Source organism: Sulfuricurvum kujiense DSM 16994, assembly GCF_000183725.1.
Classification (GTDB): Bacteria; Campylobacterota; Campylobacteria; order Campylobacterales; family Sulfurimonadaceae; genus Sulfuricurvum; species Sulfuricurvum kujiense.
The window spans coordinates 1075030-1100046 of record NC_014762.1; the positions used below are offsets into that span (position 1 = coordinate 1075030).

A 25017-nucleotide genomic window follows, 5' to 3' on the forward strand; every position below is an offset into this window, starting at 1 on the left:
GTTTAGATGCCGCTGCTATTGTGAAGTCAAATTATATTGGTGGACAAGGCTGTAGATTTTGCTCCATAAATCGATCAAAAAATTGTAAAAATGCTTCGGTGTTTACCACTTTCTGTTCATAATCCATTTTCTCGTATTTTTCGGAAATTAAACTTTCCAATTCACTCATAATGTCTTGTATTTCGGTATCGATTTGATCAATGTTAAGAGAATTTTTTCGTTGTTGGTTCATATTATTTATCCTGCACTTTAACTCATAGAAGCAGATTATTTCCTTTTAGTGTCGCAAATATGTTGCAAATGAGAAAATTATCAAAAAGCGAATGGTTTTGAGATGATTTTTAGTCAATAAAATATAAAAATCTAACGTTAGGAAGGTACGGATATATTTCCCAAATGCCCGGCTAGATAACCGCTGGCAAATGACCATTGGAGATTGTATCCTCCGCAGGGACCGTCGAGATTCATCACTTCGCCGCAGAAATAGAGACCTTTAATCAGTTTGCTCTCCATGCTCTCGGGGCGTATCTCTTTGAGCGATACACCTCCGCGTGTGATCATCGCCATTTTAAACCCATCATGTCCGATTACGGTGAGGGGTGTCCATGCGAGAAGTTTGATGAGACGGTCTCTGACAATCCCCTCTTGCTGATTGAATCCGATGTCCGGATCGGCATTTGCGAGAGTACACAGCGCACGGCAGAGTGATTCGGGAAGCAGGGTCATGAGATGGGTAAGAATCGGTTGTTCCGGATTTCTGTGAATCTCATTTTTGATATGGTTTCGGAGTTGCTCTTCGTTAAGTCCTTTGGTCATATTGATGAGCAAAGGTACGGAACCGTATTTCTCGATCAGAGGGGTAATTTCGCGGGCAACGTCGAGGACGACGGGACCTCGTATACCGGTTTGGGTGAATATGAGATCCCCTGACGCACGGATATTTTTGGCTTTGGGGAGATCGATGCGAATTTCCACTTTGGGGATCGTATCGGCGCGGCATCCGCTTACCCATGTTTCAGCGGTTTGCAACGGCATCATAGCGGGGTAGAGTTCGGTTATTTTGTGGCCTGCCGCAGCGGCAATGGCAAATCCGTCTCCCTCAGCTCCCAGTTGCGGATATCCCAGCCCTCCGGTCGCGATGATAACGTGAGGGGCATTATAGGTTTGATTCGCCGTACTGACCCCTAAAATCCGTTCGCCGTCATGTTCTAAACGCTCCACCCGAACCTCTGTGATAAGGGTGACTCCGACGCGCTCCAGCTCCTCTTCAAGGGCCGTGATGATTGTGGTCGAACTGTGGGATAGCGGAAAAACCCGATATCCGTCGGGCGCATGACTCTCCACACCGATTTCAGCGAAAAAAGAGATGAGTTTTTTATGATCGAAGCAATTGAGCGCAGGGGTCATAAACCGCCCCTCACGTCCGAAACGGGACATAAATTCGTCATTGCCGAGGGTATTGGTGAGATTGCACCGTCCGCCCCCCGTTGCTTTGAGTTTGGAAGCGATTTTGGAGAGTTTTTCGAGAAGGAGCACTTTTTTACCTCCCCGTGCGGCGGTAATTGCCGCTATCAGCCCCGCCGCTCCGGCACCGACGACGATTACGTCATAAGAGGTCTTATCAAAGTTTTGCATACGCCATTATAGCGTTTAGAGGCTAAAGGCAATCAATGAACGGTTATCCGTAAATAGTAGGGGTATCCAAGATTCCAAAAAATGTCATCAAAAAATGGATGATGATTCCTTCCAGAGGGCCGACGAGTGCACCGAGTATCAGTGCCTGCCATATTATGTTCCATAAACGTCCGGTACCATCCCTGAATGTTGTCAATGACGTTTCCATGGGATCTCCTTTATAATGAATAAAATGTTATAAACAAACATAATTTCATTATAGTAGTTTATATAGGCTAAGAACTATATTCAAAAAGGAAATTAAAAAATTTAGTAATCAATCTGTTATAGTATACGAAACGATAAACGAAAAAAGGGAAAATATGCGGATACTCTTAACGGGAGCTGACGGCTACATCGGACGCCGTCTTAAACGTGTTTTAATGGGACAAGGGGGAATATCATTGCGTCTGATGGTGCGCAATCGAGCCAGCCTTTCATCAGAAATTCGTTCAGATATCGATATCGTTCAAGCCGATGTTTTGAAAAAAGAGACACTCGATGCGGCATTGGAAGGGGTTGATGTCGCATATTACCTGATACACGGCCTTGCACGTCCAAATTATCGGGAACTGGATCGTCAAAGTGCTCAAAATTTTCTCGATGCGGCAATCCGGAATAAGGTTAAAACAATTATCTACCTCGGAGGCTTGGGAGAGAAAAGCAGTGCGAGCGAACATCTTCTCAGCCGTATAGAGACGGGGGAAATCCTCAGTTCACGACCCGATAAGGTACGATGCCTGTGGTTTAGGGCCGGGGTAATTATCGGTTCGGGAAGTGCAAGTTTTGAAATCATACGTAATCTGGTTCAAAAACTTCCGATTATGATTACACCCCGCTGGGTACAGAGCCGTATCACTCCGATCGGGGTAGATGATGTTATCGGCTATCTGGATGATGCGAAAACACTAAGCGGTTCACAAAATGAGATGATCGATATCGGCAGCGAAGCGATGAGCTACGGTGAGCTTATGCTCCGTACAGCCTCGGCGATGGGGCTGAACCGCCGACTGATTCCGGTGCCGTTTTTGACACCGAAGCTCTCTTCGTATTGGCTCACTTTGTTTACCCCCGTCCCTTACAGTGTAGCGAGTTCGCTGATCGAGGGGCTTAAAAGTGAAGTCATTATGACGAATAATCGTGCGGAAGAGTTGTTTGGACGTCATCCAATGGGGTTGGAAGCATCGGTCGAAAAAGCGATAGATGAGATACGGAATCATCAGATCATCAGCCGATGGAGCGACAGCGGCGGCGGCGCATGGGAAATTGACCATGCGCATGATATTGCTACGGCTGTTTTCACTGATCGTCGGGTGCTTTCGCTGGGGGATAAATCTCCTGAGGCAGTTTATAAAAGTTTTTGTGCAATCGGAGGGGGAAACGGATGGTTCGGATATGATTGGCTTTGGAAAGTACGCGGCGGAATCGACAAACTTTTAGGGGGTGCCGGAGTCAATCGAGGACGGCGTGATTCGCAAAGCTTGCGGATAGGAGACAGTCTTGATTTTTGGAAAGTAGTCGATTTAGTGGAGAATGAAAGACTATTGCTGTACGCACAAATGAAACTTCCCGGTTCGGCTTGGCTTGAATTTAAAATTCATCAGGGAAATTTGATCCAAAGCGCCTATTTTTATCCTGACGGCGTCAGCGGCCGTCTTTATTGGTACGCCCTCGTACCGTTTCATCATCTTATATTCGCCAATATGGCCGAGAAAATTTTGGAGAGGGCGTAATAGCAAAGCTATTATTTATCTTTATTGAAGCGTGAGTAGATATATTCCGCCATGTCGTGCGCATCGTATTTCATACCGCGCAACTCTATGATTCTCGCATTTTTTTCCATCCGTTCATGGGCATTGTCAAAGCCTTGCCCTTTGATATCGGAAAGTTTGGTGACGAGTTCTTCTTTGCTCAGGCGATTTAATGCCGGAGCATCAGGAACTTTGGAATTCCCCTCAGCTCTCGCACCGTGGCACAATGCACAATTTTTAGTGTACACGGTTCCGCTTTTGATAGAGGCGGCGTTCAGACCTGAAACAACTCCTGCCGTTACGATAAGAGCCAACAATTTTTTTGAATGTCGCATGAGAACTCCTTGTGGTTTTCACAAGTGTAATACGACTATCTTTAGTTGGTGCTTATAATTTTTTTTATTATTTTTTACGATCAGCCTCTGGCGGTTACTTCTAAAAGATGGTAGCCGAATTGGGTTTTGATCGGACCGTAGAGAACACCGACATCACCGTTGAAAACAGCGGTATCAAACTCTTTTACCATTTGTCCCGGACTGAATCGTCCCAAATCTCCCCCTTTGCGGCCTGATGGGCATTGTGAGTTATCAGCCGCAATTTCGGCGAATGATGCTCCCTCTTCGATTTGTTTTTTGAGTTCGTTACACTCTGCTTCGGTACTTACCAAAATATGACGTGCGGTTGCCCATGCCATGATGATCCTTTTTATTTTTCGAAATTTTACTCTATTCCTCTCTGTTTAGGAACGTTCTTTTAAACATTGAAGCTCATTATGGGCGTAGCTTTTTCCGAGTTTGAGAATATCCGCCATCAATTTAAGATGCTGTTGCGGTGTGAGTTTGGATTCATTTCCATACACTTTGGCATAAATTTTGGCTAGATTTTGACCGGCCATCATTTTATGATCGTTATTTTTCGTCATAGCTAAAATCCCCTCCAGCCCCTCTTTCGGCAAGGGGAGATTGCAGTAATAGTCGCCGATATCGTTGATTCCCCAGTAGATAAATCCCAACAAATGGTAAAAGTCCAATGAAGCGGAGACCGAAGAGAAGGTAATACGGCGGACATGTTTTTTTACGGCCTCTTCCATGATCAGATGAAGTATTTGTGTTGCATATCCTTTGCGTTGTTCATTCAGCGGTGTAAAGAGGTTGTACAAAATAAGGTATTCGCCGTAGCGGTCGATCTTGGAGAAAAGATAGCATAGATGATTATTATCCTGATCGCACAATACACTGCACCCTTGTGCATTCCAGCTAAAATGTCGATCCCACCATGCCAGCGATTGATCGGCAAATCGGAGTGTTTCGGAATCTTGAATCAGTGCGGTTGAAGCAATGTAGCCGTTACGGTCAAGCGATTCGAGGTGATAGTGAGGCATAAGGGATCCTTTTACTCTCAAGTGAAGTAAAAAGTTCCATAGGAGCCGATTAGTTTAAGTGAGTGAGTCCATTATAACCGCTTACAGAGTATTGAATGGGTTAAATTTTAAGCACATTTCAGGATAGGCGATCATTTTGTACTATAATGGATTGAGAAAATCGAAAAGAGGGGATTTAATATGGATGCGGTTCAAAAAGATCTTGAAAATCGAAAAGAAGAGATTCAAAGTGCGATGAAACTAATGTTTAAAGCCAATATGACGATCACCGATTGGGACGTACCGGAGGGCGATGATCGCGAAGCGGCAAAAATTTTGCTTTCCATTATGCAAGACTCTCTCGATGCGATTAAAGCGGATATTGAAGCGGGAAAATACGATTTTTATTAATCTTTCGAACGGTTAGACCCGAAAAGTTGTGCCGTATCGATCTGATAAAAATCCTTGTACTCTTCGTAAAGCTCCGGAAAATGGAGTTTCAGCGCTGTGGGTGATTCGAAAAAGCGTTCGGTAACGACGGCAAAAAACTCCGCTTCGTTGTTGGCGGCATAGGCATCGAGAAGTTTGTACTTTCCCCACCCGCGGTTTTTAAGGGTGATGGAACTAAGACGGTCGAACTCCTTATGCAGGGTGTTTACCCATCCGTCGTATTTGGAGTTCTCAATCGGCGGTATCCCGTCGATCGCACCGTCCATAAAATCGATTTCATGGGCAAACTCATGGATGATGACGTTGTTATGACGCATATGGTAGGACTCTTTTTTGGCTTCGTGCCATGTGATAACGACCGTATCGTTTGCCGATTGCCCCTCTATCATAAACTGTTCTTTGGCGTATATCCCTCCGGATGAGCGCACATGGTTGATCATGACGGAGTGGGGATAGATGATGATCGTTTTGAGATTGTCATAGCAGTTTTGGGTATTTTTCCCCAGAAGCAGCAGACAAGCGTAAAAAGCGATAATCACTTTCATCTCATCGCTCACATGTAGACCTATCCCTATAAACTCTTTGGAATGGATGAAATAGACGATGGAACGCTGAATTTTTTGCCGATCTTCATCGGTGAGCTTTCGGTAATGGGGCGTTTTGTCGAGAAAGAGGGTGTACTCTTCTTTGAAAGGGATTTTTTTGATCTCCTCTAAGCGTTTTTGTCGCCGAAAATCGTTGTAGAACAGCCCCGCAAAAAAGAAGGTTCCCAAAGCGGCGAAGATGAGGAGGAGGGCGAGGCTGTAATCCATCAGTTAAAAGGGCTCCATTTTTTTAGTATTTCGTATTGGGCTCCGGTCGGATACAGATGACTTTGATACAGTGCGATTTTCGGCTCAAGTATCCCTATAGGCGTTTGGGATGACCCCTCCAAACAATTAAAAAATGCAGACGGCTCAACGATGTTTTTGACGCGCATCAGTGTTACATGAGGATTCAGGACAACGTGTTCCAGTCCGAGTAGAGATGCAAGCTGATCGTACAGATGCTGAAGAGTTGGGTTGTATGTCGTTGTGACAAAGACGCGGCTGTTGGCGAAATAATCAAACCGGGTTAATTCGGATACGGTAAACGTGAACTGAAAGTGTGAAAGTTTTTCGATCAGTTCATCGGCATTAAATCGCTCTCCTAAAAAAGCGATAGTGATATGGAGGTGCTTTTCGTCTCGCCATCGTCCCTCTAAAAGCGGCGAGAAATCAGATCGGATTTTCTCATAGTCGTAGAGGCGAACCGGAACGGCAAGGAACAGGCGGTTCATAATAGGATCATCAGTATTTTTTGTTGGTATTGACGAGGAGATCTTTTTCGCTCAGATCTTCCATCAGTGATTTGAGATTTTTGAGAGAATAGAGTTTCAGGGTATCGCTTTTTTCTTTTTTGAACTCGCTTGAAAATCCGCTTTTGGAGAAGATGACGTAGATGTCGGCCGTGAGTTCCGCTTTCGCACATTTTTCCTGAAGTTTGGAGAGTTCGCTTTTATTGGCTTTGGATTTCGCGTATTTGCACGATCCCGCGATCACTTTTCCCCCTTTGGTTTTAGCCAAAATTTCGATTTCGTTTGTTTTGTCCCAGTAGGAGCCGATTTTGGCTATCCAGTCCTCTTTGTAACTTTGTTTGACGAGGGCGATAACGAGTCCTTCGTAGATTTGATCGAAAAAGCTTTGCTTGGTGTTTTCCCATTTCTCTTTCATCTCTTTAAAATCCCCCTCTTTGATCCCCTTGTAATACGGTGATACGGAAGAGAACCAGAAACGGTAAAACGGAGCGTTAAAGATGAGCCGGTCACTTTTTTCTTCGTTCTCATCGATTGGGTCTGCTTGGGATTCCTGGCGGCTCAGAAGGCCGAATTTGATTAAAAAAGCAGCGGATTCTTCACCCTCTTTGCGGCTGAGATCGGCACGTCGGTAGGCAGAGTGTTCGCGTCGGTCGCCCAGCGCGACGGCAGAGAGGAGGGCATGGTGCGCTTTGTTGCTTTGGGTGATTTTGGTCAAATCGGCATGGATATAGCGGTAGTTTTTCAGAACCTTCTCTTCGATCAGCTCTTCGAGCGGTTTGGAGAGATCGACACTGTATCCCATACCTCCGAACACGGCAAAATACTCTATCGCTTTTTCGATATCGGTTGCGTTGTTTTGAAAACAAAATGATCGAAATTGCTGAAGAAGGGAAGGGTGTTTGTTCATAAAGGGAAGCCTTGAGTACTTTTTCAGTATTATATCCTACGGATCAGGAACGGTATAATAAAGTACAGAAACAGCAGGGCGGCGAAATCATGGATTATATTATCCTTTATGTAGGATTGGTGGCATCGGCACAAGCCGTAACGATGCTTCATATGCTTTATTGGCGGAGAAATCACAGCACCGTACTTGCATGGTCGATGGCGATTCTCATGTTTCCGTTTCCCGCATTCATCCTCTATTTTATTTTCGGAAATCGAAAAATACGTCAAAAATGCAAAAAAAAGGTTTTGAATCTTCGCACGCTTCATCCCACGAAAATGACAGAACTTAACCCCATTGAAACGGTACTCTCCTCACATGCCATTTCGAACACGACACCGCACAATGAGCTTCAATTGTACTTTGAGGGCGTTGAGGCTTATACTATCTTGATGAATGAGATCGAAAATGCACGCGAATCAATCTATATCAGCACCTATATTTTGCAAAATGACTCAACGTCCGAACCAATTTTAAAAGCATTGACGCAAAAAGCGTTAGAGGGACTTGATGTTAGAATACTGATCGATAGTGTCGGCTCCTTTGAGCTCTATTTTAATCAGCGTCCGCTCCAAACTTTGAGAAATGCCGGAGGAAAAGCGGTATTTTTTATGCCTATTTTAAAACACCCGCTGAAAAACTACATCAATCTGCGCAATCACCGTAAAATATATATGTTTGACGAACGTATCGTACTCACTGGAGGGATGAATCTGGAGGAGCAGTATCTTGGGCCTAAGCCGATGAAAAAACGGTGGGTCGATATGATGTTTCGCCTTGAAGGGGATGCTGTTGTGACGTACTTAGAAATTTTTTATGCCGACTATGAATATGCGACGGGGCAAAAAAGTAGTGTAATAAAAAAGGAAGTAAACGGCATCGGCAACAGCCGTGTTCAAGTCGTCCCGTCCGGTCCGGATATGAGCGGCGACGCTTTGTATGAAGCACTGCTCAATGCCATCTATTCGGCACGGCAGAGAGTATGGATCGTTACCCCTTATTTCGTCCCCGATGAGACAATCTTACGCGCTCTGATCATTGCCAAACACAAAGGGGTCGATGTACGATTGATCACGCCGCAGATAACGAATCACTGGATTGCCGACATAGGACGGAGCAGTTATATGCGAGAGGCTGAAGAGAACGGTATAGGTGTAATGCTCTACCAGGGAAACATGCTTCATACCAAAGCTGTCTTGATTGATGATTATTCGGTGATGCTCGGGTCGGTCAATATTGATAACCGGAGTTTGTTCCTTAATTATGAAGTGGTCAGTTTCGTCTATTCTCCGCCGATTATCACTCAGATGGAAGAGTGGATAAAAAGCCTTATGAAACATTCGATAATAGGAATGAAAAAAGGATCAAAAAAAAGGCTCATCATGGAAAACTTTATGCGTATCTTTTCACCCCAACTGTAGAGTAAATTGTTATGCCCGGGATAATTCGCCATATTTGTGAACCGCATGAAGAAAATCGGTTACCTGAGGATTTCGGACTTTTGTGCTGGAATGTCCAGAAGAAGAATCTCGGATACCGGTTTAACCGCTTTTTTTCTGAACTGCTTGAGCATTACAAGATTGATATTTTGGCGTTTCAGGAGGTAAAACTCAATCTTTCTTCTGCATCATTGCCGGGAAAATTTCATTTTTCCTGTGCACCGAATATCCGATTTTTGAACCATGTATACGGAGTTTTAAACGGTTCCTGCATCCCTGAAAACAATAGTTTCTCGATTCTCTCTTCCCATCGCGAGGGGATGATCCAAACCCGAAAAAGTGCGATTTTTTCAACCTACACGCTCTACAGCGGTGAGCCACTTTTACTGCTTAACCTTCATGCGATCAATTTCAGAGCGGATAATATCTACCACAAAGAGATCGAACTCATCTTTGATGCGATACGCCACCACCAGGGGGCGATGATCGTGACGGGGGATTTTAACAGTTGGAATAAACAGCGGATGGAATATCTGATGAAGCTCTCGGAAGCTTTGGATCTAAAAAACAGCGAGATCGAACACAGCCACTTGATTAAATCGTTTATGAATCATAAACTGGATCATATATTTTATCGGGGGCTGCAATTGATCGAGAGCCGTGCCGTCGATGTCCAACATCTTTCAGATCATAATGCGTTGTATGCCCGCTTTCGCTCTGTGTAGTCTTATTTGCGGTCGAAATGATAAATCGAACTGTTTTGGAGGGGCTTTTTCTCTTTCCAGCTCAGATAGGATGATTTTAGGTGTTTTCCCTCATTTGAGATTTCATGTATGATCTGATGGACATGGTCTTCATCCGATCGGCACAGCTCAGTGCTCATATCGCAGTCGAATACAAACCGTTCCGGTGTGCTCTCTTTGAAATTCGCCAGAAATTCCGGCTGATTTTGTTTGGAGCAGTAATGGGTTGCTTTGAGGTTGGTACACGCGATATCTTTGCAATGATACATGGTGACCATCTGCTTTGAGGTATTGGGGAGGAGGTCTTCTTGGATCGTCACTTCGCCTCCGATCAGTTTGAACGCCATAGCCGTTGTGTCGGTTCCTGCCAGAGGCAAAACTGCTTTATGTTTATACGATTCCGTACCGGTCTGTGCTTCGGAGGGTGAGAGTTTCCACTCACCGCTCAAAGCGGCGTCCATCCAGTCAAACAGCTCCCATGCGGTTGTATTTTCGGCCGCATGAGCGGAGGTAATAAGAGAGAATACGGTTAGTAGCGATAATGCAAGTTTTTCGATCATAGCTGTTCCTTAAAGCTTTTCGGCACCTTTTTGGGTTAGGACTACCGTCACACCGTCTTCTTTGAGTTCGATCAATCCGTCATTTTTGAGCTCGTCCATCGCGATTTGAAAAGGGCGGTCTTGCTTGGAATCGAGTTTTTTCAAAATGGCGCTGATGACGTCTTGTTTGGTCATGATATCTCCCGCAACCGAACGACTGCTTTTGAACCAGTTCATGAACATCGCTTTGATTTCATTTTTTTGGGTCGTTTCGATGTTCTCTTTTTTCGGCGGTGCTTTGCGGGCAAAACTTTGCTGATGATGTTTGTTATCCCGCGACATTGAGGGCTTTTTGTTGGTAGCTGGCGGTTTGATGAGGTATCCTTCGTATCCTTTTGTGTATCGTATTGTAGTTATTTTTGCTAAAAATTTAGATACACGATAAAATATCGATCTTTGTTAATATAATAAAATATTCTATGAGATGCAAGGGATTAGATGAAAGAATTGAGCGTAACTGATTTAAAACTTGCGTTTGAACAGGATATTAAAATGGCTCTTTATACACTTGAACGATATAACATTGATGCCAATTTGGCTTTAGTCGCGTGCGATGATTACGACATCGATAAAGCGCATCTTATGGACAGTGTACGCAAAAGTGATGTTATCAAAAAAGTAAATGAACACTATATCGCTGTTTTATTCACATTTGTAGATTATATAGGGGCTAGATGTGCCTTGGAAAAACTGGTTAATCTGTATGAACAATTTGAACTCAAAGGGAGCTTGATCATATTGAGAAAGGGTGAATCGATCGATAGCGTTTGCGAACGGTTACTGGAAGCCAATCATATTGTCCATAAAGATCCGGCCACCAAAATGTTTTGTGAGTTCGACCATATTGTCGTGCAATAGAATTTAGAAAATAAAGAGTCCGACTTGAATTGCTTTGGGCTTTTTGTTATCGGGCAAATTTTTTACGCATCATTCTAACATGGAATATCGATATCACCCCGATTACCGTCATAAGGATGGCGAAGCGGTACGTATCCAGTCCGCTTGACTTGGCACCGATAGCGAATCCGAAAAGCAGAAGCAGAAAAAAAGTCATAAATCGAGAATAAAGTTTAGTTGTTTTCATTAAAAAAGCTCATTTAAAAATTGTCAGAAACCATATCGGCAAAAAAAATATTTTATTAATGCCATTCTACAAAAATATTCCCTTTTCCTGATCTAAAATTTATATTTATTGCATTGATTTTGAAGTAATAAAAAAAGTAACATTAATTTAATTTTATTAGTTGTAAAGTGTTATATTTAACGGAAAGGACGTTGCTATGAAATCTGAATGCGGCTTTTGCAAAAGTGAAGATGTAGAAACGGCGTGGGTAGATGGAGACATGGTCGTCATGTGCCCGATTTGCGGTATGGAATCGGTAGTCCTATACCCAGAATCCATAAATTACTTCAATTCCGAGATAAACGATGAGTACGCTTCTTATCAGAGGGACAAGAGTGTCAGATTCCATGCTTAAAAGCCTTTTCTTTCTCCGGATAGGTAATTAAACCTGTCCATTCTTTTCTCCTAACCCTTTCTCAAAAAAGCGTATCCGATTATTCTTTGTTGCTGAGAAAGTTATTACCTTTATATATTGAAATAATAAAGGGTCTTTCCGCATTCTGTACAGTAAATTTCTCTTTTAAATATCTCGTTTTTCAACGGTCGGATATCCAGAGTGTTAGTTTCGCATCTCGAACATGTAACAATGTCGCCTTGAACGCTATCAGGGTATTTTTCCCGATACCAGTTATATGTTTTTTTATCATAAGAGGCAGAACCTTTCAACGTGTTTTTGAAAAGTGCGAGAGGAAGCAGCATTATTAATCCTCCCGTTATGAGGAAAAGGATACTGAATTCAGAGAGAAGAGAGAAAAACATTACTCCCGCCCCCAGAGGCATACAAACTGAACTGATCATGATAGAAGTTTTATTTTCCATATCTGTCCCCCCGTTTATATTAAAATTTAACAATGGATGTTTGGTATTATGATTAAGATCGACTTACAGTAGTGTAAATAAGTTTAGTTAGTTTATGTTTCTAATTGGTTGCTATGCTGAATATGAGAGTGAGCGGCAGAACGTTATTTTTAAAAAGGGTTGCTAATCTCTTCGGAAGGGGTTGTCTCAATACGATCGGGTAAATTTTTATCCCGTTTCAGCGCATCGACTGAGGCATCGATAAGGCGTTTTAGCGTTAGGGCAGATTCAAGCCCGTGACGGTCTTTTGTAAGTTCTAGCGAGCCGTAGATCGAGATACGGTCCAAACGGTTTTCGACAGTCAGATTATCGATTTGAAATGATTCCGCTTCGTTTTCGTATGCCATAAAAGATTGTGTGGGCATTTTAGAACATCCGTTTTAAAAGTTTTTCGATTAAATATATTATATCCTTATTCGTCGTATTGTTGTACGAACCGCCGCGACGCTCCTGCGGGTCGGGCAAATCCATCGTATTTTCTTTTGCGCTTGAACTCATTTTTGGGAAAAGGTTCAGTCCGCTTATTTGCTCGAGTCGGGCAATACTGAGAACTTCATACTCATCACTGGCGGCGTTGGTAACGATATAGGCGGCACCCTGTCCGCTGGAAGGATCATAGATCGCTTTGTAGAGCTTGGTCGGCACCAATACTCTTCCGCCTATACGTTTGATCTGTGAACCGCTGAAGATGGGTCCTGTAATAATATAGAGCTCGCCTTTTTGATTTGTCAGATAGCGCGTAGCACTTTCGATCGCCGACCATATTCCGCGATTGTTTTCGGAATTTTGGGGAACCATATTCGCGAGGGTAAAGCACTCATGCTGAGATTTTTTGCTTCCCATGTCGGCTGCGGGTGCCAAATGTCCGCGATCATATCCTGATCTGGCATAATCGGAGAGCTCGGCACGTTCATCGCCCTTTAACCGCTCTTCGGGATGAAAATCGTTCGTTCGTTTGCTCTTATGGCGCAATCTTTCTTTAGTGAGATGCTCAGCGCTCCATAAAGGTGTTCGAGAGACTCCCGAGTGCATAACTGCAAAGCTGCTGTAACATAGCTCTTGGGTTTTCGGAAGTAGTTTGGCGTTTAAAATATCGGGTGCTTCGTTGCCGAAATAGAGCCCGTCACATTGGGTCGGAGCACTGAATAAAGAGGCAGAAAGGAGTAGAGAACTGCAAAAAGAGAGTAATAATTTCATGGACGAAGTTTACCATTATTTCATCCTCTCGTTTGTTTCATTACATCCGTATTTAAAATAAAATCGACTACCCATGAAACGCCTTCATTCTCTCTTTCACCAAGCAAGATTAAATTTTTAGTATGGGGGTAGGTCCATCTGCCCATTGTAGCAAGGGAAAATCCGGGTTCTTTATTTTCTTCGAGTTTGGCTTTTCTAACGGCATCCCAAATCACCATGGCCGGTCTTTCGAATGCGGCTGCTATATGCGATGGCCCTGTATCGAACCCGACATATATGTCACATGCCCATATTAAAGCCATCATTTCCCTGACAGTTGTGTTCATAGGGGTAAATATCGGCAGCGCTTTATGATTAAATTTATCATGTCCTATTTGAAAAAAACCTGCGTCATCGCTTAGCTTTTGAATAATCATCAACCATTTTCTTTCGTACCAATCACTCTCTTGAAGCGGAGATGAATTTCCATAAGGACATAATGCGACCAAGGGTCTCGGTAAATGGCTCAATGTCTCCAGTGCGGCTTGCTTTTCCTCTTTTGTAAGGTATAAATCACCATGCAGTTTTCGCGGCTTTAGTCCAAAAGGCGCACAGATATTTTCAGTAATATGGCCTAATTGGGGGAAATTGTCCATCTCAGCGGAAACTTCACGCATGATTTTTATATCAATAAGATCTGCATTGATAATCTCTTTAATATACGGATTTTCATCGAGTATGGGATAGTGTCTCTCGTTGAGAGCGATAGTCTCTTCCGTATAAAAATGGGGAGCAGTTAAAATTTTAAGAGGTCTACCAAGTTTGAGGGCGTAAGCTTCTATCAATCGCGTATATACAACCATACTTCCCAATGCCGCCCAACTGGGAAGGGATAGATCACATCCGTATTGAGAAGCATATTTTCGGCTATAGTAAAACGGCTCCGTTTCTAGAAAACGCTTTTCCATTTATCTTTTATTGTTCGTAGGTGTAATGGACTTGGCCGTTGTCGAACATTGCATCGATCCGGTTCTTGTCTCCTTTCTCGATGGCAGTGATAAACGCTGTTTTCAACTCTACATCATCCCCCTCAAACCACAGACGGTTCGCATCTATCAGTTCGGAAATTCTTCGTGAGTCTTGTTGTGCGAGAGAGAGGTCAATGACATGGCGGCAGATGAAGCGGCAGAGATTGCTTACTTCACCGCATTCATGATGCAGGTCATCTTCTGGAGCCCCGTGGACGATCAGCATTGCCGCCATCTTTTTGTACATATCTTCTTCTTGGTAGGCCCCTTCCTCAAAGCTTTTTTTAATCTGGGAAGCGACGAGAGTCAGAGGTGCAATCCCCTCGTCATTCGGAAGTTTAGGCGAAGCACCGCTTTCGAGGCATTGCTCAAGCGTTTCAAGGTCCTGAAATGCGATGGCATTGAAAATGGCTTGTGACATGATTGCTCCTTTTCGACAGATATATAGCAACCATTATAGCCTGAAATCACTTTAGTGCATAAAATTAATGATAAATTGTTGGCGTGTTACATTCCCCCAGTAGGGATCATCGTAGAGCTCTTCGGAAAATGTAGTGTTCTCATATCTTTGAATCGTTTTACGCCAGAAGCGGGTGGCGTAATCCGCCGCGACAAGTTGTTTGATTTCCCATGATCCGGGGTGATTGTTCCATATGGCGTGTGCGAATCGCATCCCTATACTGTTTTTACGGAAGCGGGGAATGACGTAGAATTCACATACTTCGTAGCCCTGATCCCCCTTGCGGGCGATGGCGGCGATCCCTGCGGGAGTATTGTCAATTTCAAGCAAAAAAGCGAGTACATCGCCTCCTGGATAGGTATCAAGCTCATACATCCCCGAGGGATCAGGTTGTTTTTGTGTGAGAGGCGAAAATTCAGCTTCATACGTTTGGGCAAGATTATAGTAAATGCCTATATTGGCTTCTGTAACGGGGATGATCTGCATAAAACTCGTATTATTTTTAAGATGCGCAATACTAGCATATTCACAGCTTTTAAAGATTACATAATGCAGCCGTATTATTCATTTAAAAAGGGAAGATATCGAGTGTAAACGGAGTAAACAAATGTTTGAACTTTTCCCATACGGATGGATTCGGCATTTGAAACGTATCGTTTTCCATGGTTAGTTTGGATGTATTCCATTTCATCGACTTTGAGTCATCGGCGATGATATCGATAGTAAAAGTTTGATCTATCAAACGGTTTATTTCAAACTGGGAATGGTGAACCGTACCGCATTCATCTTGAGGTTTCGGACTTGAGGAGTCGCAGGGCTGATAGCGATAAAGGGGATCGGAGATATCCATAAGACACATAAACTCCGCGTGCGTCGACTCATCAGTGCGGGATGTCATGCAGTTGAATCTGGTTTGATAGAGCAGACGAAAATAGTTTTCATCCGATCGGTATGCGTAAGGGATTTTATTGCGTTTGTTAAAAAATCCCAGAGGTAAAGCCGTACCCTCTTTTGTGCCGTTATAAACGGGTATGGCCCAATTGCCTTTTTGCCGCGGAGAAGCGGAAGGGTAGCGGCCTACGACGGGAAATTGATTGTAGCGTTCTTCATCGTATAGACGTTTGACGATCAGATTAAGCGATTGAAATTCGTATGCGCATTTGTCATCCTCTTTTGGTGTTGCATTGACGATAATGCGGAGGTTATACGTGTCTTCATTCACCTCAAACAGCTCTTTTTTTGTTTTGGCTACAAGCGAATTTTCCCGTTTTTCAGTGCACTCTTTCTCTTTGTTTGTGGCAACATAGGTGAGTTCGTATACGGCACCAAGTCGTGGATCTTTTTGGCCGTTTAGGGTATAGGTGATTGTTTCGTTTGCGGATAAAATGGGAATTAGCAAAAAAGAGATAGAGAAGATGTTGAATAGGCGCATGAGTCTTTTACCGCTTTAGAAGTTTGATAAATTGATTATATCTATTTATCGCTTCTAAGGGAAAGACCTGCTCTTTAATTTTATCCGTATAAAAAAGTTTCCCAATTTAGAGGGCTCCAATGATTTGAGTCACGGAGCGTCTTTGAGGGGACCGTGTTCATCGGAGCCTGCGGAGCGGATGAGGGAATAGGCGGAGGAGGCGAGATCTCAGGGATCGGAAGCCTCGGATCATAGGAAGCTTCGTCCATATAGGCTATGCGCTGCCCTCTTTTATCAAAAAAGACACCTTTATGAATTATCCCAAGATGTTGAGCATTGTAGGAAAAGACATTGAAGTCCCGTATAAATGCTCTGCAGTAATTTTTACGGTCATAAATGACACCGTTATAAAGCCATCCGATTGTCCGTCCGTGACGGTTAAATATGGGTTCCATGGTTGTTTTCTCCTCCGCCGTATTTTTTTTGAGGGTAATCATTGTAGCAGACAATTATCAAAGAATTAACAATGTTTTGTAGTAAAAAAAAACATTAAACATTATATTAAGTTTTAAGCCGTTTGGCAGATTGGTAAACTTTTAAGAATGCTTAATGCACAGTATTTGACTAATTAAAGGGGGTATTTTATGGCTGTTTTGATTACCGATTCTTGTATCAATTGTGACGCATGTATAGAGGAATGCCCCGCGACGGCCATTGTCAGTGCCGACGAATCGCCGCTTGAGAATGGAGAGTACACCTACGTCAAGCCCGAGAAATGTATCGAGTGTGTCGATGCCGCAGTCCCTAAATGCGCCGATGTCTGTCCGACCGAAGATTGTATCGTCTGGGATATGCCCTACATTGCGGAATATAATGACTACTTCGTATTCAGTGACCGTTACGTGATACGCGAGCACAAGAAAAAGGGGCTCATGTCTCCGGATGTAAATCCGATGCCTTGGCGCGAGTCTATCCCGATGGAACAGAGAGAAATGAACGTGAGTGTGGGACAGACGCTGAAGCTTTATAATTAGGTTTATGAATCCCCTTCATAAGAGGGGATACGAGACAGGAAATCTCTTTATTATCTTGTTTAGAAAAGGAATTTTAGATCTGTTCTGATCATATCGAGTCAACTTAAATACTTATGCCCGCTACATCTGAAATATTCTCTCCCCACACCCTACATAACTCTTCTACGGCATTTGGCAGCACGAATTTAATCAAGATTGCCGCAACGATACCCGCTATCACGGCACTCCACCCCAAGCTGGCTCCAAGTAGCCCAGCTACTGCCGAAATCATTGTTGATTGATCATTGCTGATATTGAGTGCCGACTTGAGATGATCCAGACAGCTTTGATCTTTTCCGTGTCCGCAGCCTCCGCAAAAGAAGTCATACGCCTGTTTGTTTAGCCGTTGGAAAAATAAGCGTCCTGCATCCTCGTCTTTTTGAATGCTCACGTTGCCTGTCAGCTTATCGAGCGACATAAGGCGAAACGAGTTTATCTTACTCTCCTTATGGAGGGCACCTAGGCTTTCATACAGCTCATTTTCACCCATTTTCGCAAGCTGGCTTGCGGCGATTCCGGTTATCATGATTGCTCCTTTGAATTGAAGTGATAGAATCCAGAGACTCCAACCTATTGTTATTTACTAATATTTTATTACTATTAATAATAATCTTACGCTCTTTTGTTTAAAATCAACTTATTCTTTTTTATCAATTTATGTTTAGATATATTGTCATTTTGTACAGACGGAAAGGAGAGGTTTTTTTGGCAATTAGTGAGGGTATTGGTTAGTGTAGGCCTTTTTGACTTAGGCTGTTGAGATTGATACGAGAGTCGATCCGTTCTGAAATATATTAGGATTGGATGCTGAAATGGCTGATTTACTGAGCGTTATTCGATTTTTTATGAGTAAGAAAAGTGACCACTTTATATTGATACTCCATATATTCCTGCAGCCCTTTTTCACCCAAAAGTCCGGAGAGTTCCTGCTGGGTCTTTTCGATGAATACCGTGGCTTTTTTCATTAGCTCAGAGCCTTTTTGGGTCAATACAACCGCTTTCTCTTTTTTATTTTCTCCGGACTCGAATGTAATGTAGCCCAGAGTCTCAAGTTTGATCAGATTCTTGTGCATCGCCTGTCGGGTATAGCCGATTTTAGACGCAAGGGTACTGGTAGTGATCCCTTTGTACTCGTCGATGTAGGGAAACAGGACGATCAACGCATTGCTCAGCCCCTCAAATCCCTGAGATGAGAGTTCATCCAGAATGAGCTGATTAAATATTTTACTGGTCTCTAACGATAAAAAGCAGATTGACATTGTAAACCTAGTTGACAAATTGGATGTATTGAATTATGATTCTATAAATATTCAAAGGAGTATAACATGAGATACCTTCTGCAAGTCGATTTTCCCCATAACGGACCGTTCGGTGACGAACTGAGCACGGCAATGGAAGATTTGGCAAAAGACATCGCGAATGAAAAAGGGCTGATTTCAAAGCTGTGGACGGAAAACGAAGCGACCAAGGAAGCAGGGGGGATATATCTGTTTGATAATGAAGAGGATGCGCAACGGTATTTGAAAAAACATACGGAGCGCCTACAGGCATTCGGATACAGCAATATACGGGGCAAGATTTTTGCGGTGAACGAAGCGCTGAGCGCGTTGTCGATTCCGACGAAATAATTTTTAAACATCAGATCAAAAACTATACCAACTCCAGCAGAGCGTCGCATGCCTCTTTGATGCGGATAAACATCTCCTGAGAGCCTCCGGCGTCGGGGTGAGCTTTTTTAGCGGCCTTTCGGTAGGCGGATTTGATCTGGGAAAGTTCCAGCGCACCTATCTGGGGGAGGTTCAATACGGAACGATACTCCCTTTGGCTGCATTGCATGGCGTTTATCTTGCGTCGGTTGTGCCGTTCGAGTTCATCATAGAACTCTTTTTGAGCTTTGCGGCGTTTGTTCAGCGCCTCTTCTCTCAGCGCTTCCCGGTCGGTTTGCCATCGCTGTTTGGACATGACGGCGCACGCGGCAAAACGGATGAACCCGTCAGTGATGAGTTCATCCAGAGAAAACGGTCCTACCATGTCATAAGGGGCATCCAGCCATGCGACGCTCTCAGTGGTGTCGATACGACCGATGGTGACAAAATCGCGGATACCCAATGAAGCGTTCCAAATGATCCACTCTTCATATTCGATCTCTTGCATGCTCTTTCTCCTGCCGTGGGATAAAAGGTTTTAATACATAATGCAAAATATGTGCTACCGCGGTGGAACGGTAAATGAATATGGAATGATAAAAGGTTTTTCATGGCACGAAACAGCATATCCCCGAAGGTCATACTGCTCAAAGGCAACGGAGGAATCACGATCAACAATGAGATGATGGAATTGCTCACGATCACCCTCGCGCACGGATGTATCGGTCTGCCGCTGAAGGCATTGTATGCCGAAAACATTTACATCGTCAAAGACAGAGAAACGTTTTGGGAAATACACAAACAGATCAAAGAGAAACCGTGCTGTTTCGTCCATGCTATCGACGGACTGGACGAAGATGATATGAAGAGAATTAAAGCGCAGAACGTTACGTTTGTGTAGACGCTTGTTCCCACTCGGGAGAGCGGGAACGGCAGAAAGCGTCACGAAAATATTATTTTGACGGAGGCAACTTAGGAAGCTCGTTGGAGAGGAGATCGAGATTCGGAAGCATGACGATCTCGATACGGCGGTTAAGCGCTTTCCCCTCTGTGGTATTGTTATCAGCGCGGGGCTGGAACTCTCCGTAGCCGGCTGCCGAAATGTTCGCAGGCTGTACCCCCTCATCGATCATCAGATGCACAACCCTCAGCGCACGTCCGGATGAGAGCTCCCAGTTGCTGGCGAAGCGGTCGTTATGGATCGGCACGGTGTCGGTATGTCCCTCGATTTGGAAACGGCGCTCCGGCAGCTCTTTGAGGACATCGGCGATCTCTTTGAGCGTTTCGCTACCTCCGGCATTTAGGGTAGTGCGCCCTGTCGGAAAGAGGACATTTTCAGGCAGGTTGATGACAAGGCGTCCGTTTTCGATGGATACCGTCAGTTTGCCCGCATCGATCATTTTTTGCAGTTTTCCGACAAAACGGGCGTAGATTTCGTTGCGTTTTTGGGTCTCTGCTTCGATCTGTCGGAGCGTTTTGAGCTGCTTTTCGGTGAGATTAAGCATGGATTGTTTTTCGGCCAGTTCCATACGGGTTGTATTCAAAGATGCCTGAAGTTTTTGATACTCCGCTTCGAGTTCCTGCTTTTTCGTTTTCAGCTCATTGATCTCTTTGTTGTAGCGCTCGATCTCTTCTTGGTTACGTTTGATCTGGAGCTTTTGTTCGTTGACGGTTCTTTGTGCCGAAGCTAAAGCGCTCCGTGTGTTTTCAAGTTCTTGTAATGTTGCCTCATGTGTCTTTGAACTGACACATCCGGTACTGAGTAACATTACGCCACATAGGATGGATACGGTTGCGAATCTCATAATCTTCTCCTTTTGATGGGGTAGGCGAACATTATAACTTAGATTAAAAAACACTCGATATTTTTTTCTCCGTTGGCTCGACGATCGTATTCTCGCAGCGGTTGCGCCCATTTTGTTTGGCGGCGTAGAGCGCTTCGTCCGCCTGCTTGAGCTGGATTTCGAAAGAGACGCCGTCGTGGGGAGCGGTCGCGACACCGAGGCTGATGGTCACGACGTCGGCGCACTTGGACGCTTCGTTGTTGATCTTCAAGGCTTCGATTTCGGTACGCAGCAGCTCGGCAACTTTGGCAGCTCCTTCCGGCGTGGTATTAGGGAGCATAATGACGAATTCTTCCCCACCGTAACGGGCGATACAGTCCGGCGGACGACGCAACTGCTGTTTCATCGTTTCGGCCACTGTTTTTAGGGTAACGTCTCCCTCTATGTGGCCGTAGCGGTCGTTAAAGCCCTTGAAATAGTCGATATCGACCATGATCAGAGCAATTGGGGTATGGTCGCGTTCGGCGCGCTGAAACTCCTCTTTGGCCCGTTTCATGAAGAATCGGCGATTCGGGATCTCTGTCAGGGGATCGATGATGCTCTGTTCTTCGAGCATTCGGTAGGCTTTGGCGAGGCGGCGTCCGAAGAATTGGATAAAAAGGAGTCCCGTTACGGTGACTGCCAGATAGCCGGCGATGCGCGGCCAGAGGGAAGCGTAGCGGTTGTAGGGGAGGGTGATGCTGATACCGCCGCGGACGTCTCCAATTTTGTATCCCTGTTCCGCATGGCACTGCAGGCAGCTTTTTTGCAAGATTAAGGGCGCCATGTAGCGATAGTGCCCGTCGGTAAAGGTGCCCACTTCATCGACTCCCGTTTCAAACATTTTCAGGGCTGTTCGTTCCCATGGCGTCGGTCCGTTTGCCGGCCGGATGGGTTTGAGGCTTGTAATGTGAATTTGAGCTCCGTTGTACTGTGCGGCAAGCTCGGATATCTGACGGGTCATATAGGCGGGGTTGATTTTGGTCAGTATTTTTCCGTTTTTGAGGCAGATGTCCCGCTCCGGGTCTTTGCTAAGATAGGGATTGGGCGGAGTCTTTTCATCAGCATAGACATAGACACCGCCGTGCCAAGCGTTCCACTCACGGGTGAGGACAATCTGATCGAAGAAAGCACGGCTCACTTTTAGGATGTTTTGCTCATCTTTCTGACTGCTATTGTAATATCCCCATCCGAAGGAACAGAGTACGATAACAATCCAACCGATGCTAAAGTATACTATCTGACGATACATGTATTTTTTCCCTCATCAAATGAAATCCGCAAATCAGATACGTGCACGTCTTTTAGTGTATAAAGGTATCTTTTTTCATTGTATAACAAGTATTTTTATGAGTACATAAAGAGAGTTTTAGAGGTTATATCTGTTTATACCTTTTTGTCAGCCTGCAAAAATCGTAAAAATCGCTCAGCATCAAATACTTAAATTCGACATCTTCGAATTGTTTCATCATGACCGGTTCGCCTTGGAGATAGTATTTCACGTCTTTTTGAAACTCTTTGGGATACTCCAGTTTTTCTGATTGCAACGATGCGAAACACTCCAGAAAATCGATAAAGAGAGTACTTACGACCTCGTCTTGTTCCGGTGATCGGTGTGCGAGAAAATCGGCAATCGTTTCAAATCGTTCACATATACGTATCAAACATGGATTCAAGTATTCTCCCTGCGTGCGATGGTTTGAAACGGTATACATAAAGTATTCTAATGATGATTGAAAGTTTGTCCTTTTCTTTTTAGAAAAGAAAAGAACCAAAAGAAAAGCGCCGCTCACACCAGAACGCTGGCGGTACGCTGAGGAACGAGCGTTCTTGGATCGCGGTATGCTCTTTTCAGAGAAACATCCCTTCGGGAGCGCTACGCTTGTTTTGCTACTTTTCGGCTAAACAGAAAAGTAGAGAAATGTTTTAAATTAGGTAGGAAAATTTGCATTCCCAACGAGGACGTTGGGAACGAGAGGAGAGATTATTTTTTGTAGGGTTTGACTTTGATGTCATTCCAGATTTTGCACTGACAGGCGAGGCGGTATTTGCACATAACGTCTTTTTCGGTCAATTCATCAGCTTCGGCCTGGGTAATCACACCCAAAGCCATCAATTTATCGAGTTCCTTGTCGGTCATATGAAATGCACTTTTTTCGCCGAGCTCTTCGACCTCTACGACACAGCTTCCGCACTCGCCGTCTTCACAGTCAAACGGGATTTGTACATTATGATTTTTGGCAATCGCAAGCAGGACATCCGCAGGTGACGCTCTGAATCCTCGTTCTCTTCCATGCCCCGGGAACTCTTCTGAAAAAATAACCTGATACATTTCTAACTCCTTACACAACACAAATTTCACCTACTACGATAGTACGATCCATGTTCTAAGTCAAGCGATGAATAGCGTGCTTTTTGCCTAATTTTTAGGCTGATATTGCGAGTACGGAGGTGTGTGTTGAGAGAATCGGATTAAAAAGTAGGCTGCCCCCTTTTTTTTTCTTTTTTATTCCCTTTTTTACTATTTTCAGATATCTATTTTACAAAATTTTTGAGCCTATTTTCCAAACCCAAAAGCACTTCATTCATTAGATTGTGGTGTATTGTATCAACGGGAACCACATAGGATAAAAGATGGATAAATAGATTATTTATCTCTAAATTTATTTCATAATCTAGTTTTGTTTGGCCATTTGTCTCTGTAAGTGTCCAAACACCTAATCCGGAGTAAATACCTGAATATTGCATAACAAGTTTAGCATTGGTAACACACTCAGAGAACTCACAAAAAAATGGTATTCCACCGTAAGGTCTAACTTCTACCTGAGAACCTATAAAATCTTCTGTAATATTAAGGACTTTAATTTTGACATTCGAAGGCCACCAAAGAGAATAAGATGTAATATCTGTAAGAATCATCCATATTTCTTCGGCTGGAAATGGTATCGTAATGGAATTTATGGAGTGTATTTGCTTCATCGTTTGATTTCCTATATTTTGGCATTGTCAAACACCTTTTGATCGGTTATTGTAATGCCGTGTTAGGTTAGCTTGGAATTGTATTACATATTGAAAGATATTATGTCCTTTTCTTTTTCATAAGAAAAGTACCAAAAGAAAATCGCCGCTCAAACAGAACGCTTCCAGCCGATTCGGCACTTCTGCCATCGGCTGGGCTCTTGGTGTGTTTTCGCGGCAGGAAATTTTGAAAGAATAATTTTCGCAAAGCGAAAATAAATAGATACATTCCCGTGATCCAAACCCTAGAGCCGTTCCGAAGGCAGCAGTGCCGAGAGGAACGAGCGTTCTTGGATCGCGGTATGCTCTTTTGCTACTTTTCGGCTAAACAGAAAAGTAGAGAGTTGTTTTGAAATGTGGGATGAGAGAAAGGGAAGAAAAAGTAGTTTGTCCGCTTTTTTTAAACTTGTAATTTAGAACGTATTGCTTCTTTTAATAATTTAGCACTCGGATCGATTAAATTTTGCCAGTTATATGCCATTTCATTCCATAAAGTCACGAGTTCTATGGGTTGTGTTTCACTATTTAGCGCTCTTCCTAAGTTTTGAGCTTCGAGTAAAATTTGATCACAGCGTGCTAATGCTTTTGTATAATAAATATGTATACTATCAATCATAGTTTTTAGTTGTTGTTCTGTTTCAATATCTATGTATACTGAGTTTAATTCAAGAGAACGATATGTCTGGGAAATATCAGTAAAAGCTTTAGCTAACTCAAGGAACATATTTTTTAAGCCATTAAAATAAGAAGCTGCAAAATCTTGATTTTTATCAAGACTTGCATATTTTCTTAATTCACCAAGCGAATTGTATAAATTAATTACCGCTTCATATAAAGATTTTAGTGCTTCAATTTTGTCTTGTTCATATCTAGATATGCGTAGATTTTTTTGATGTAATTCAACTGCAAGTTCATGTCCTAATCTCTCTTTTTCAATAGCCAAGGCATGAATATGACGTGCTAACATTTTATCTGTTTGAATTTTGATAAATGATTTACTTAGATAAGCTGCTATGGCTATGGCAATTGATGCACCTCCAATTGCAGAAAGAAATAATTCAAACATACAAAACCTTTCTTTTTCTTTCACATTTCCTTGTTAT

The 25017-nt window shown here is 43.4% G+C and carries 37 protein-coding genes; 8 read left to right on the top strand and 29 right to left on the bottom strand.

Features of this window, described 5'->3' with window-relative positions; translation table 11 throughout:
- Positions 1-31: 31 nt before the first annotated feature.
- The 3 genes from SULKU_RS05390 to SULKU_RS14995 all read right to left on the bottom strand — a co-directional run bounded on the left by SULKU_RS05390 (position 32) and on the right by SULKU_RS14995 (position 1843).
- Complete coding sequence (locus tag SULKU_RS05390) at positions 32-232, bottom strand: hypothetical protein (protein WP_013459928.1); 201 nt, start codon at positions 230-232, stop codon at positions 32-34.
- Between the two features lie 137 nt (positions 233-369).
- Positions 370-1635 carry a BaiN/RdsA family NAD(P)/FAD-dependent oxidoreductase gene (locus tag SULKU_RS05395; RefSeq protein ID WP_013459929.1) on the bottom strand — a complete coding sequence of 422 codons (1266 nt, stop codon included), beginning with the start codon at positions 1633-1635 and terminating at the stop codon, positions 370-372.
- Between the two features lie 43 nt (positions 1636-1678).
- On the bottom strand, positions 1679-1843 hold the full coding sequence (locus SULKU_RS14995) for a hypothetical protein (RefSeq protein WP_013459930.1): 165 nt from the start codon (positions 1841-1843) through the stop codon (positions 1679-1681).
- Positions 1844-1997: 154 nt separating this feature from the next.
- Between SULKU_RS14995 and SULKU_RS05400 the strand changes: the two genes are divergently transcribed.
- Positions 1998-3407, top strand: a complete 1410-nt coding sequence (locus SULKU_RS05400; RefSeq protein ID WP_013459931.1) for an SDR family oxidoreductase — start codon at positions 1998-2000, stop codon at positions 3405-3407.
- An 11-nt stretch (positions 3408-3418) separates the two neighbouring features.
- Here SULKU_RS05400 and SULKU_RS05405 read toward each other — a convergent pair whose 3' ends face one another.
- The 3 genes from SULKU_RS05405 to SULKU_RS05415 form a co-directional block, all read right to left on the bottom strand.
- Positions 3419-3760 carry a c-type cytochrome gene (locus SULKU_RS05405; protein ID WP_013459932.1) on the bottom strand — a complete coding sequence of 114 codons (342 nt, stop codon included), beginning with the start codon at positions 3758-3760 and terminating at the stop codon, positions 3419-3421.
- Positions 3761-3840: 80 nt separating this feature from the next.
- Complete coding sequence (locus SULKU_RS05410; protein WP_013459933.1) at positions 3841-4119, bottom strand: peptidylprolyl isomerase; 279 nt, start codon at positions 4117-4119, stop codon at positions 3841-3843.
- A gap of 45 nt (positions 4120-4164) precedes the next feature.
- Complete coding sequence (locus SULKU_RS05415) at positions 4165-4806, bottom strand: GNAT family N-acetyltransferase (RefSeq protein WP_013459934.1); 642 nt, start codon at positions 4804-4806, stop codon at positions 4165-4167.
- Between the two features lie 180 nt (positions 4807-4986).
- On the opposite strand from SULKU_RS05415, the gene SULKU_RS05420 reads away from it, so the two are divergent.
- The gene (locus SULKU_RS05420) at positions 4987-5196 is read left to right on the top strand and encodes a hypothetical protein (RefSeq protein ID WP_013459935.1); all 210 of its coding nucleotides are present in this window, start codon (positions 4987-4989) and stop codon (positions 5194-5196) included.
- Here the strand turns inward: SULKU_RS05420 and SULKU_RS05425 are convergent.
- From SULKU_RS05425 to SULKU_RS05435, 3 genes are read right to left on the bottom strand one after another with little or no spacing between them, the layout of a single operon-like run.
- Complete coding sequence (locus tag SULKU_RS05425; RefSeq protein WP_013459936.1) at positions 5193-6047, bottom strand: M90 family metallopeptidase; 855 nt, start codon at positions 6045-6047, stop codon at positions 5193-5195. The genes SULKU_RS05420 and SULKU_RS05425 overlap by 4 nt on opposite strands.
- The gene (locus SULKU_RS05430; RefSeq protein ID WP_013459937.1) at positions 6047-6553 is read right to left on the bottom strand and encodes a 2'-5' RNA ligase family protein; all 507 of its coding nucleotides are present in this window, start codon (positions 6551-6553) and stop codon (positions 6047-6049) included. The genes SULKU_RS05425 and SULKU_RS05430 overlap by 1 nt, the downstream gene beginning before the upstream one ends.
- 10 nt (positions 6554-6563) lie before the next feature.
- On the bottom strand, positions 6564-7478 hold the full coding sequence (locus tag SULKU_RS05435; protein WP_013459938.1) for a DUF234 domain-containing protein: 915 nt from the start codon (positions 7476-7478) through the stop codon (positions 6564-6566).
- A gap of 11 nt (positions 7479-7489) precedes the next feature.
- Between SULKU_RS05435 and SULKU_RS05440 the strand changes: the two genes are divergently transcribed.
- Both SULKU_RS05440 and SULKU_RS05445 read left to right on the top strand, forming a co-directional pair.
- The gene (locus SULKU_RS05440) at positions 7490-8938 is read left to right on the top strand and encodes a phospholipase D-like domain-containing protein (protein ID WP_151174248.1); all 1449 of its coding nucleotides are present in this window, start codon (positions 7490-7492) and stop codon (positions 8936-8938) included.
- Between the two features lie 11 nt (positions 8939-8949).
- On the top strand, positions 8950-9681 hold the full coding sequence (locus tag SULKU_RS05445) for an endonuclease/exonuclease/phosphatase family protein (protein WP_013459940.1): 732 nt from the start codon (positions 8950-8952) through the stop codon (positions 9679-9681).
- Between the two features lie 2 nt (positions 9682-9683).
- Here the strand turns inward: SULKU_RS05445 and SULKU_RS05450 are convergent, their stop codons facing one another.
- On the bottom strand, positions 9684-10259 hold the full coding sequence (locus SULKU_RS05450; RefSeq protein ID WP_013459941.1) for a hypothetical protein: 576 nt from the start codon (positions 10257-10259) through the stop codon (positions 9684-9686).
- 9 nt (positions 10260-10268) lie between these two features.
- A complete protein-coding gene (locus tag SULKU_RS05455; RefSeq protein WP_013459942.1) occupies positions 10269-10580 on the bottom strand; it encodes a hypothetical protein in 312 nt (103 codons plus the stop codon).
- Positions 10581-10736: 156 nt separating this feature from the next.
- On the opposite strand from SULKU_RS05455, the gene SULKU_RS05460 reads away from it, so the two are divergent.
- Positions 10737-11156: a hypothetical protein gene (locus tag SULKU_RS05460; RefSeq protein ID WP_013459943.1), complete on the top strand. Its 420-nt coding sequence runs from the start codon at positions 10737-10739 to the stop codon at positions 11154-11156.
- 46 nt (positions 11157-11202) lie between these two features.
- On the opposite strand, the gene SULKU_RS15000 is transcribed toward SULKU_RS05460, so the two are convergent.
- The 9 genes from SULKU_RS15000 to SULKU_RS05510 form a co-directional block, all read right to left on the bottom strand.
- Positions 11203-11352 (bottom strand): hypothetical protein, encoded by a 150-nt coding sequence (locus SULKU_RS15000; RefSeq protein WP_172633600.1) that lies wholly within the window; start codon positions 11350-11352, stop codon positions 11203-11205.
- 534 nt (positions 11353-11886) lie between these two features.
- Positions 11887-12240 carry a hypothetical protein gene (locus SULKU_RS05475; RefSeq protein ID WP_013459946.1) on the bottom strand — a complete coding sequence of 118 codons (354 nt, stop codon included), beginning with the start codon at positions 12238-12240 and terminating at the stop codon, positions 11887-11889.
- A gap of 149 nt (positions 12241-12389) precedes the next feature.
- Positions 12390-12644: a hypothetical protein gene (locus tag SULKU_RS05480; protein WP_013459947.1), complete on the bottom strand. Its 255-nt coding sequence runs from the start codon at positions 12642-12644 to the stop codon at positions 12390-12392.
- A gap of 1 nt (position 12645) precedes the next feature.
- The gene (locus tag SULKU_RS05485) at positions 12646-13476 is read right to left on the bottom strand and encodes a DNA/RNA non-specific endonuclease (RefSeq protein WP_013459948.1); all 831 of its coding nucleotides are present in this window, start codon (positions 13474-13476) and stop codon (positions 12646-12648) included.
- 20 nt (positions 13477-13496) lie between these two features.
- Complete coding sequence (locus tag SULKU_RS05490) at positions 13497-14423, bottom strand: glycosyltransferase family 9 protein (protein ID WP_013459949.1); 927 nt, start codon at positions 14421-14423, stop codon at positions 13497-13499.
- A 7-nt stretch (positions 14424-14430) separates the two neighbouring features.
- Positions 14431-14904 carry a hypothetical protein gene (locus SULKU_RS05495; protein WP_013459950.1) on the bottom strand — a complete coding sequence of 158 codons (474 nt, stop codon included), beginning with the start codon at positions 14902-14904 and terminating at the stop codon, positions 14431-14433.
- 51 nt (positions 14905-14955) lie between these two features.
- A complete protein-coding gene (locus SULKU_RS05500; protein WP_013459951.1) occupies positions 14956-15429 on the bottom strand; it encodes a GNAT family N-acetyltransferase in 474 nt (157 codons plus the stop codon).
- 82 nt (positions 15430-15511) lie between these two features.
- Positions 15512-16375 carry a hypothetical protein gene (locus SULKU_RS05505; RefSeq protein WP_013459952.1) on the bottom strand — a complete coding sequence of 288 codons (864 nt, stop codon included), beginning with the start codon at positions 16373-16375 and terminating at the stop codon, positions 15512-15514.
- 80 nt (positions 16376-16455) lie between these two features.
- Positions 16456-16809: a 4-fold beta flower protein gene (locus SULKU_RS05510; protein WP_013459953.1), complete on the bottom strand. Its 354-nt coding sequence runs from the start codon at positions 16807-16809 to the stop codon at positions 16456-16458.
- A 189-nt stretch (positions 16810-16998) separates the two neighbouring features.
- On the opposite strand from SULKU_RS05510, the gene SULKU_RS05515 reads away from it, so the two are divergent.
- Positions 16999-17388, top strand: a complete 390-nt coding sequence (locus SULKU_RS05515; RefSeq protein ID WP_013459954.1) for a 4Fe-4S dicluster domain-containing protein — start codon at positions 16999-17001, stop codon at positions 17386-17388.
- Positions 17389-17491: 103 nt separating this feature from the next.
- Here the strand turns inward: SULKU_RS05515 and SULKU_RS05520 are convergent, their stop codons facing one another.
- On the bottom strand, positions 17492-17953 hold the full coding sequence (locus tag SULKU_RS05520; RefSeq protein ID WP_013459955.1) for a hypothetical protein: 462 nt from the start codon (positions 17951-17953) through the stop codon (positions 17492-17494).
- Positions 17954-18248: 295 nt separating this feature from the next.
- Entirely contained in the window at positions 18249-18686 is a 438-nt protein-coding gene (locus SULKU_RS05525; protein ID WP_013459956.1) for a MarR family winged helix-turn-helix transcriptional regulator, read from the bottom strand.
- Positions 18687-18752: 66 nt separating this feature from the next.
- On the opposite strand from SULKU_RS05525, the gene SULKU_RS05530 reads away from it, so the two are divergent.
- Complete coding sequence (locus SULKU_RS05530; RefSeq protein ID WP_013459957.1) at positions 18753-19055, top strand: monooxygenase; 303 nt, start codon at positions 18753-18755, stop codon at positions 19053-19055.
- A gap of 22 nt (positions 19056-19077) precedes the next feature.
- Here the strand turns inward: SULKU_RS05530 and SULKU_RS05535 are convergent, their stop codons facing one another.
- Positions 19078-19581, bottom strand: coding sequence for a DnaJ domain-containing protein (locus SULKU_RS05535; RefSeq protein WP_013459958.1), 504 nt, complete (start codon positions 19579-19581; stop codon positions 19078-19080).
- 102 nt (positions 19582-19683) lie between these two features.
- On the opposite strand from SULKU_RS05535, the gene SULKU_RS05540 reads away from it, so the two are divergent.
- The gene (locus SULKU_RS05540) at positions 19684-19974 is read left to right on the top strand and encodes a hypothetical protein (protein WP_013459959.1); all 291 of its coding nucleotides are present in this window, start codon (positions 19684-19686) and stop codon (positions 19972-19974) included.
- A gap of 52 nt (positions 19975-20026) precedes the next feature.
- On the opposite strand, the gene SULKU_RS14345 is transcribed toward SULKU_RS05540, so the two are convergent.
- The 6 genes from SULKU_RS14345 to SULKU_RS05570 all read right to left on the bottom strand — a co-directional run bounded on the left by SULKU_RS14345 (position 20027) and on the right by SULKU_RS05570 (position 25004).
- On the bottom strand, positions 20027-20878 hold the full coding sequence (locus tag SULKU_RS14345; RefSeq protein WP_013459960.1) for an OmpA family protein: 852 nt from the start codon (positions 20876-20878) through the stop codon (positions 20027-20029).
- 43 nt (positions 20879-20921) lie between these two features.
- On the bottom strand, positions 20922-22148 hold the full coding sequence (locus tag SULKU_RS05550; RefSeq protein ID WP_013459961.1) for a diguanylate cyclase: 1227 nt from the start codon (positions 22146-22148) through the stop codon (positions 20922-20924).
- Between the two features lie 124 nt (positions 22149-22272).
- Positions 22273-22572 (bottom strand): hypothetical protein, encoded by a 300-nt coding sequence (locus SULKU_RS05555; protein ID WP_151174252.1) that lies wholly within the window; start codon positions 22570-22572, stop codon positions 22273-22275.
- Between the two features lie 308 nt (positions 22573-22880).
- Positions 22881-23228: a 2Fe-2S iron-sulfur cluster-binding protein gene (locus SULKU_RS05560; RefSeq protein WP_013459963.1), complete on the bottom strand. Its 348-nt coding sequence runs from the start codon at positions 23226-23228 to the stop codon at positions 22881-22883.
- A 203-nt stretch (positions 23229-23431) separates the two neighbouring features.
- The gene (locus SULKU_RS05565) at positions 23432-23875 is read right to left on the bottom strand and encodes a type II toxin-antitoxin system RatA family toxin (RefSeq protein WP_013459964.1); all 444 of its coding nucleotides are present in this window, start codon (positions 23873-23875) and stop codon (positions 23432-23434) included.
- Between the two features lie 439 nt (positions 23876-24314).
- Positions 24315-25004: a hypothetical protein gene (locus tag SULKU_RS05570; protein WP_151174254.1), complete on the bottom strand. Its 690-nt coding sequence runs from the start codon at positions 25002-25004 to the stop codon at positions 24315-24317.
- Positions 25005-25017 lie beyond the last annotated feature (13 nt).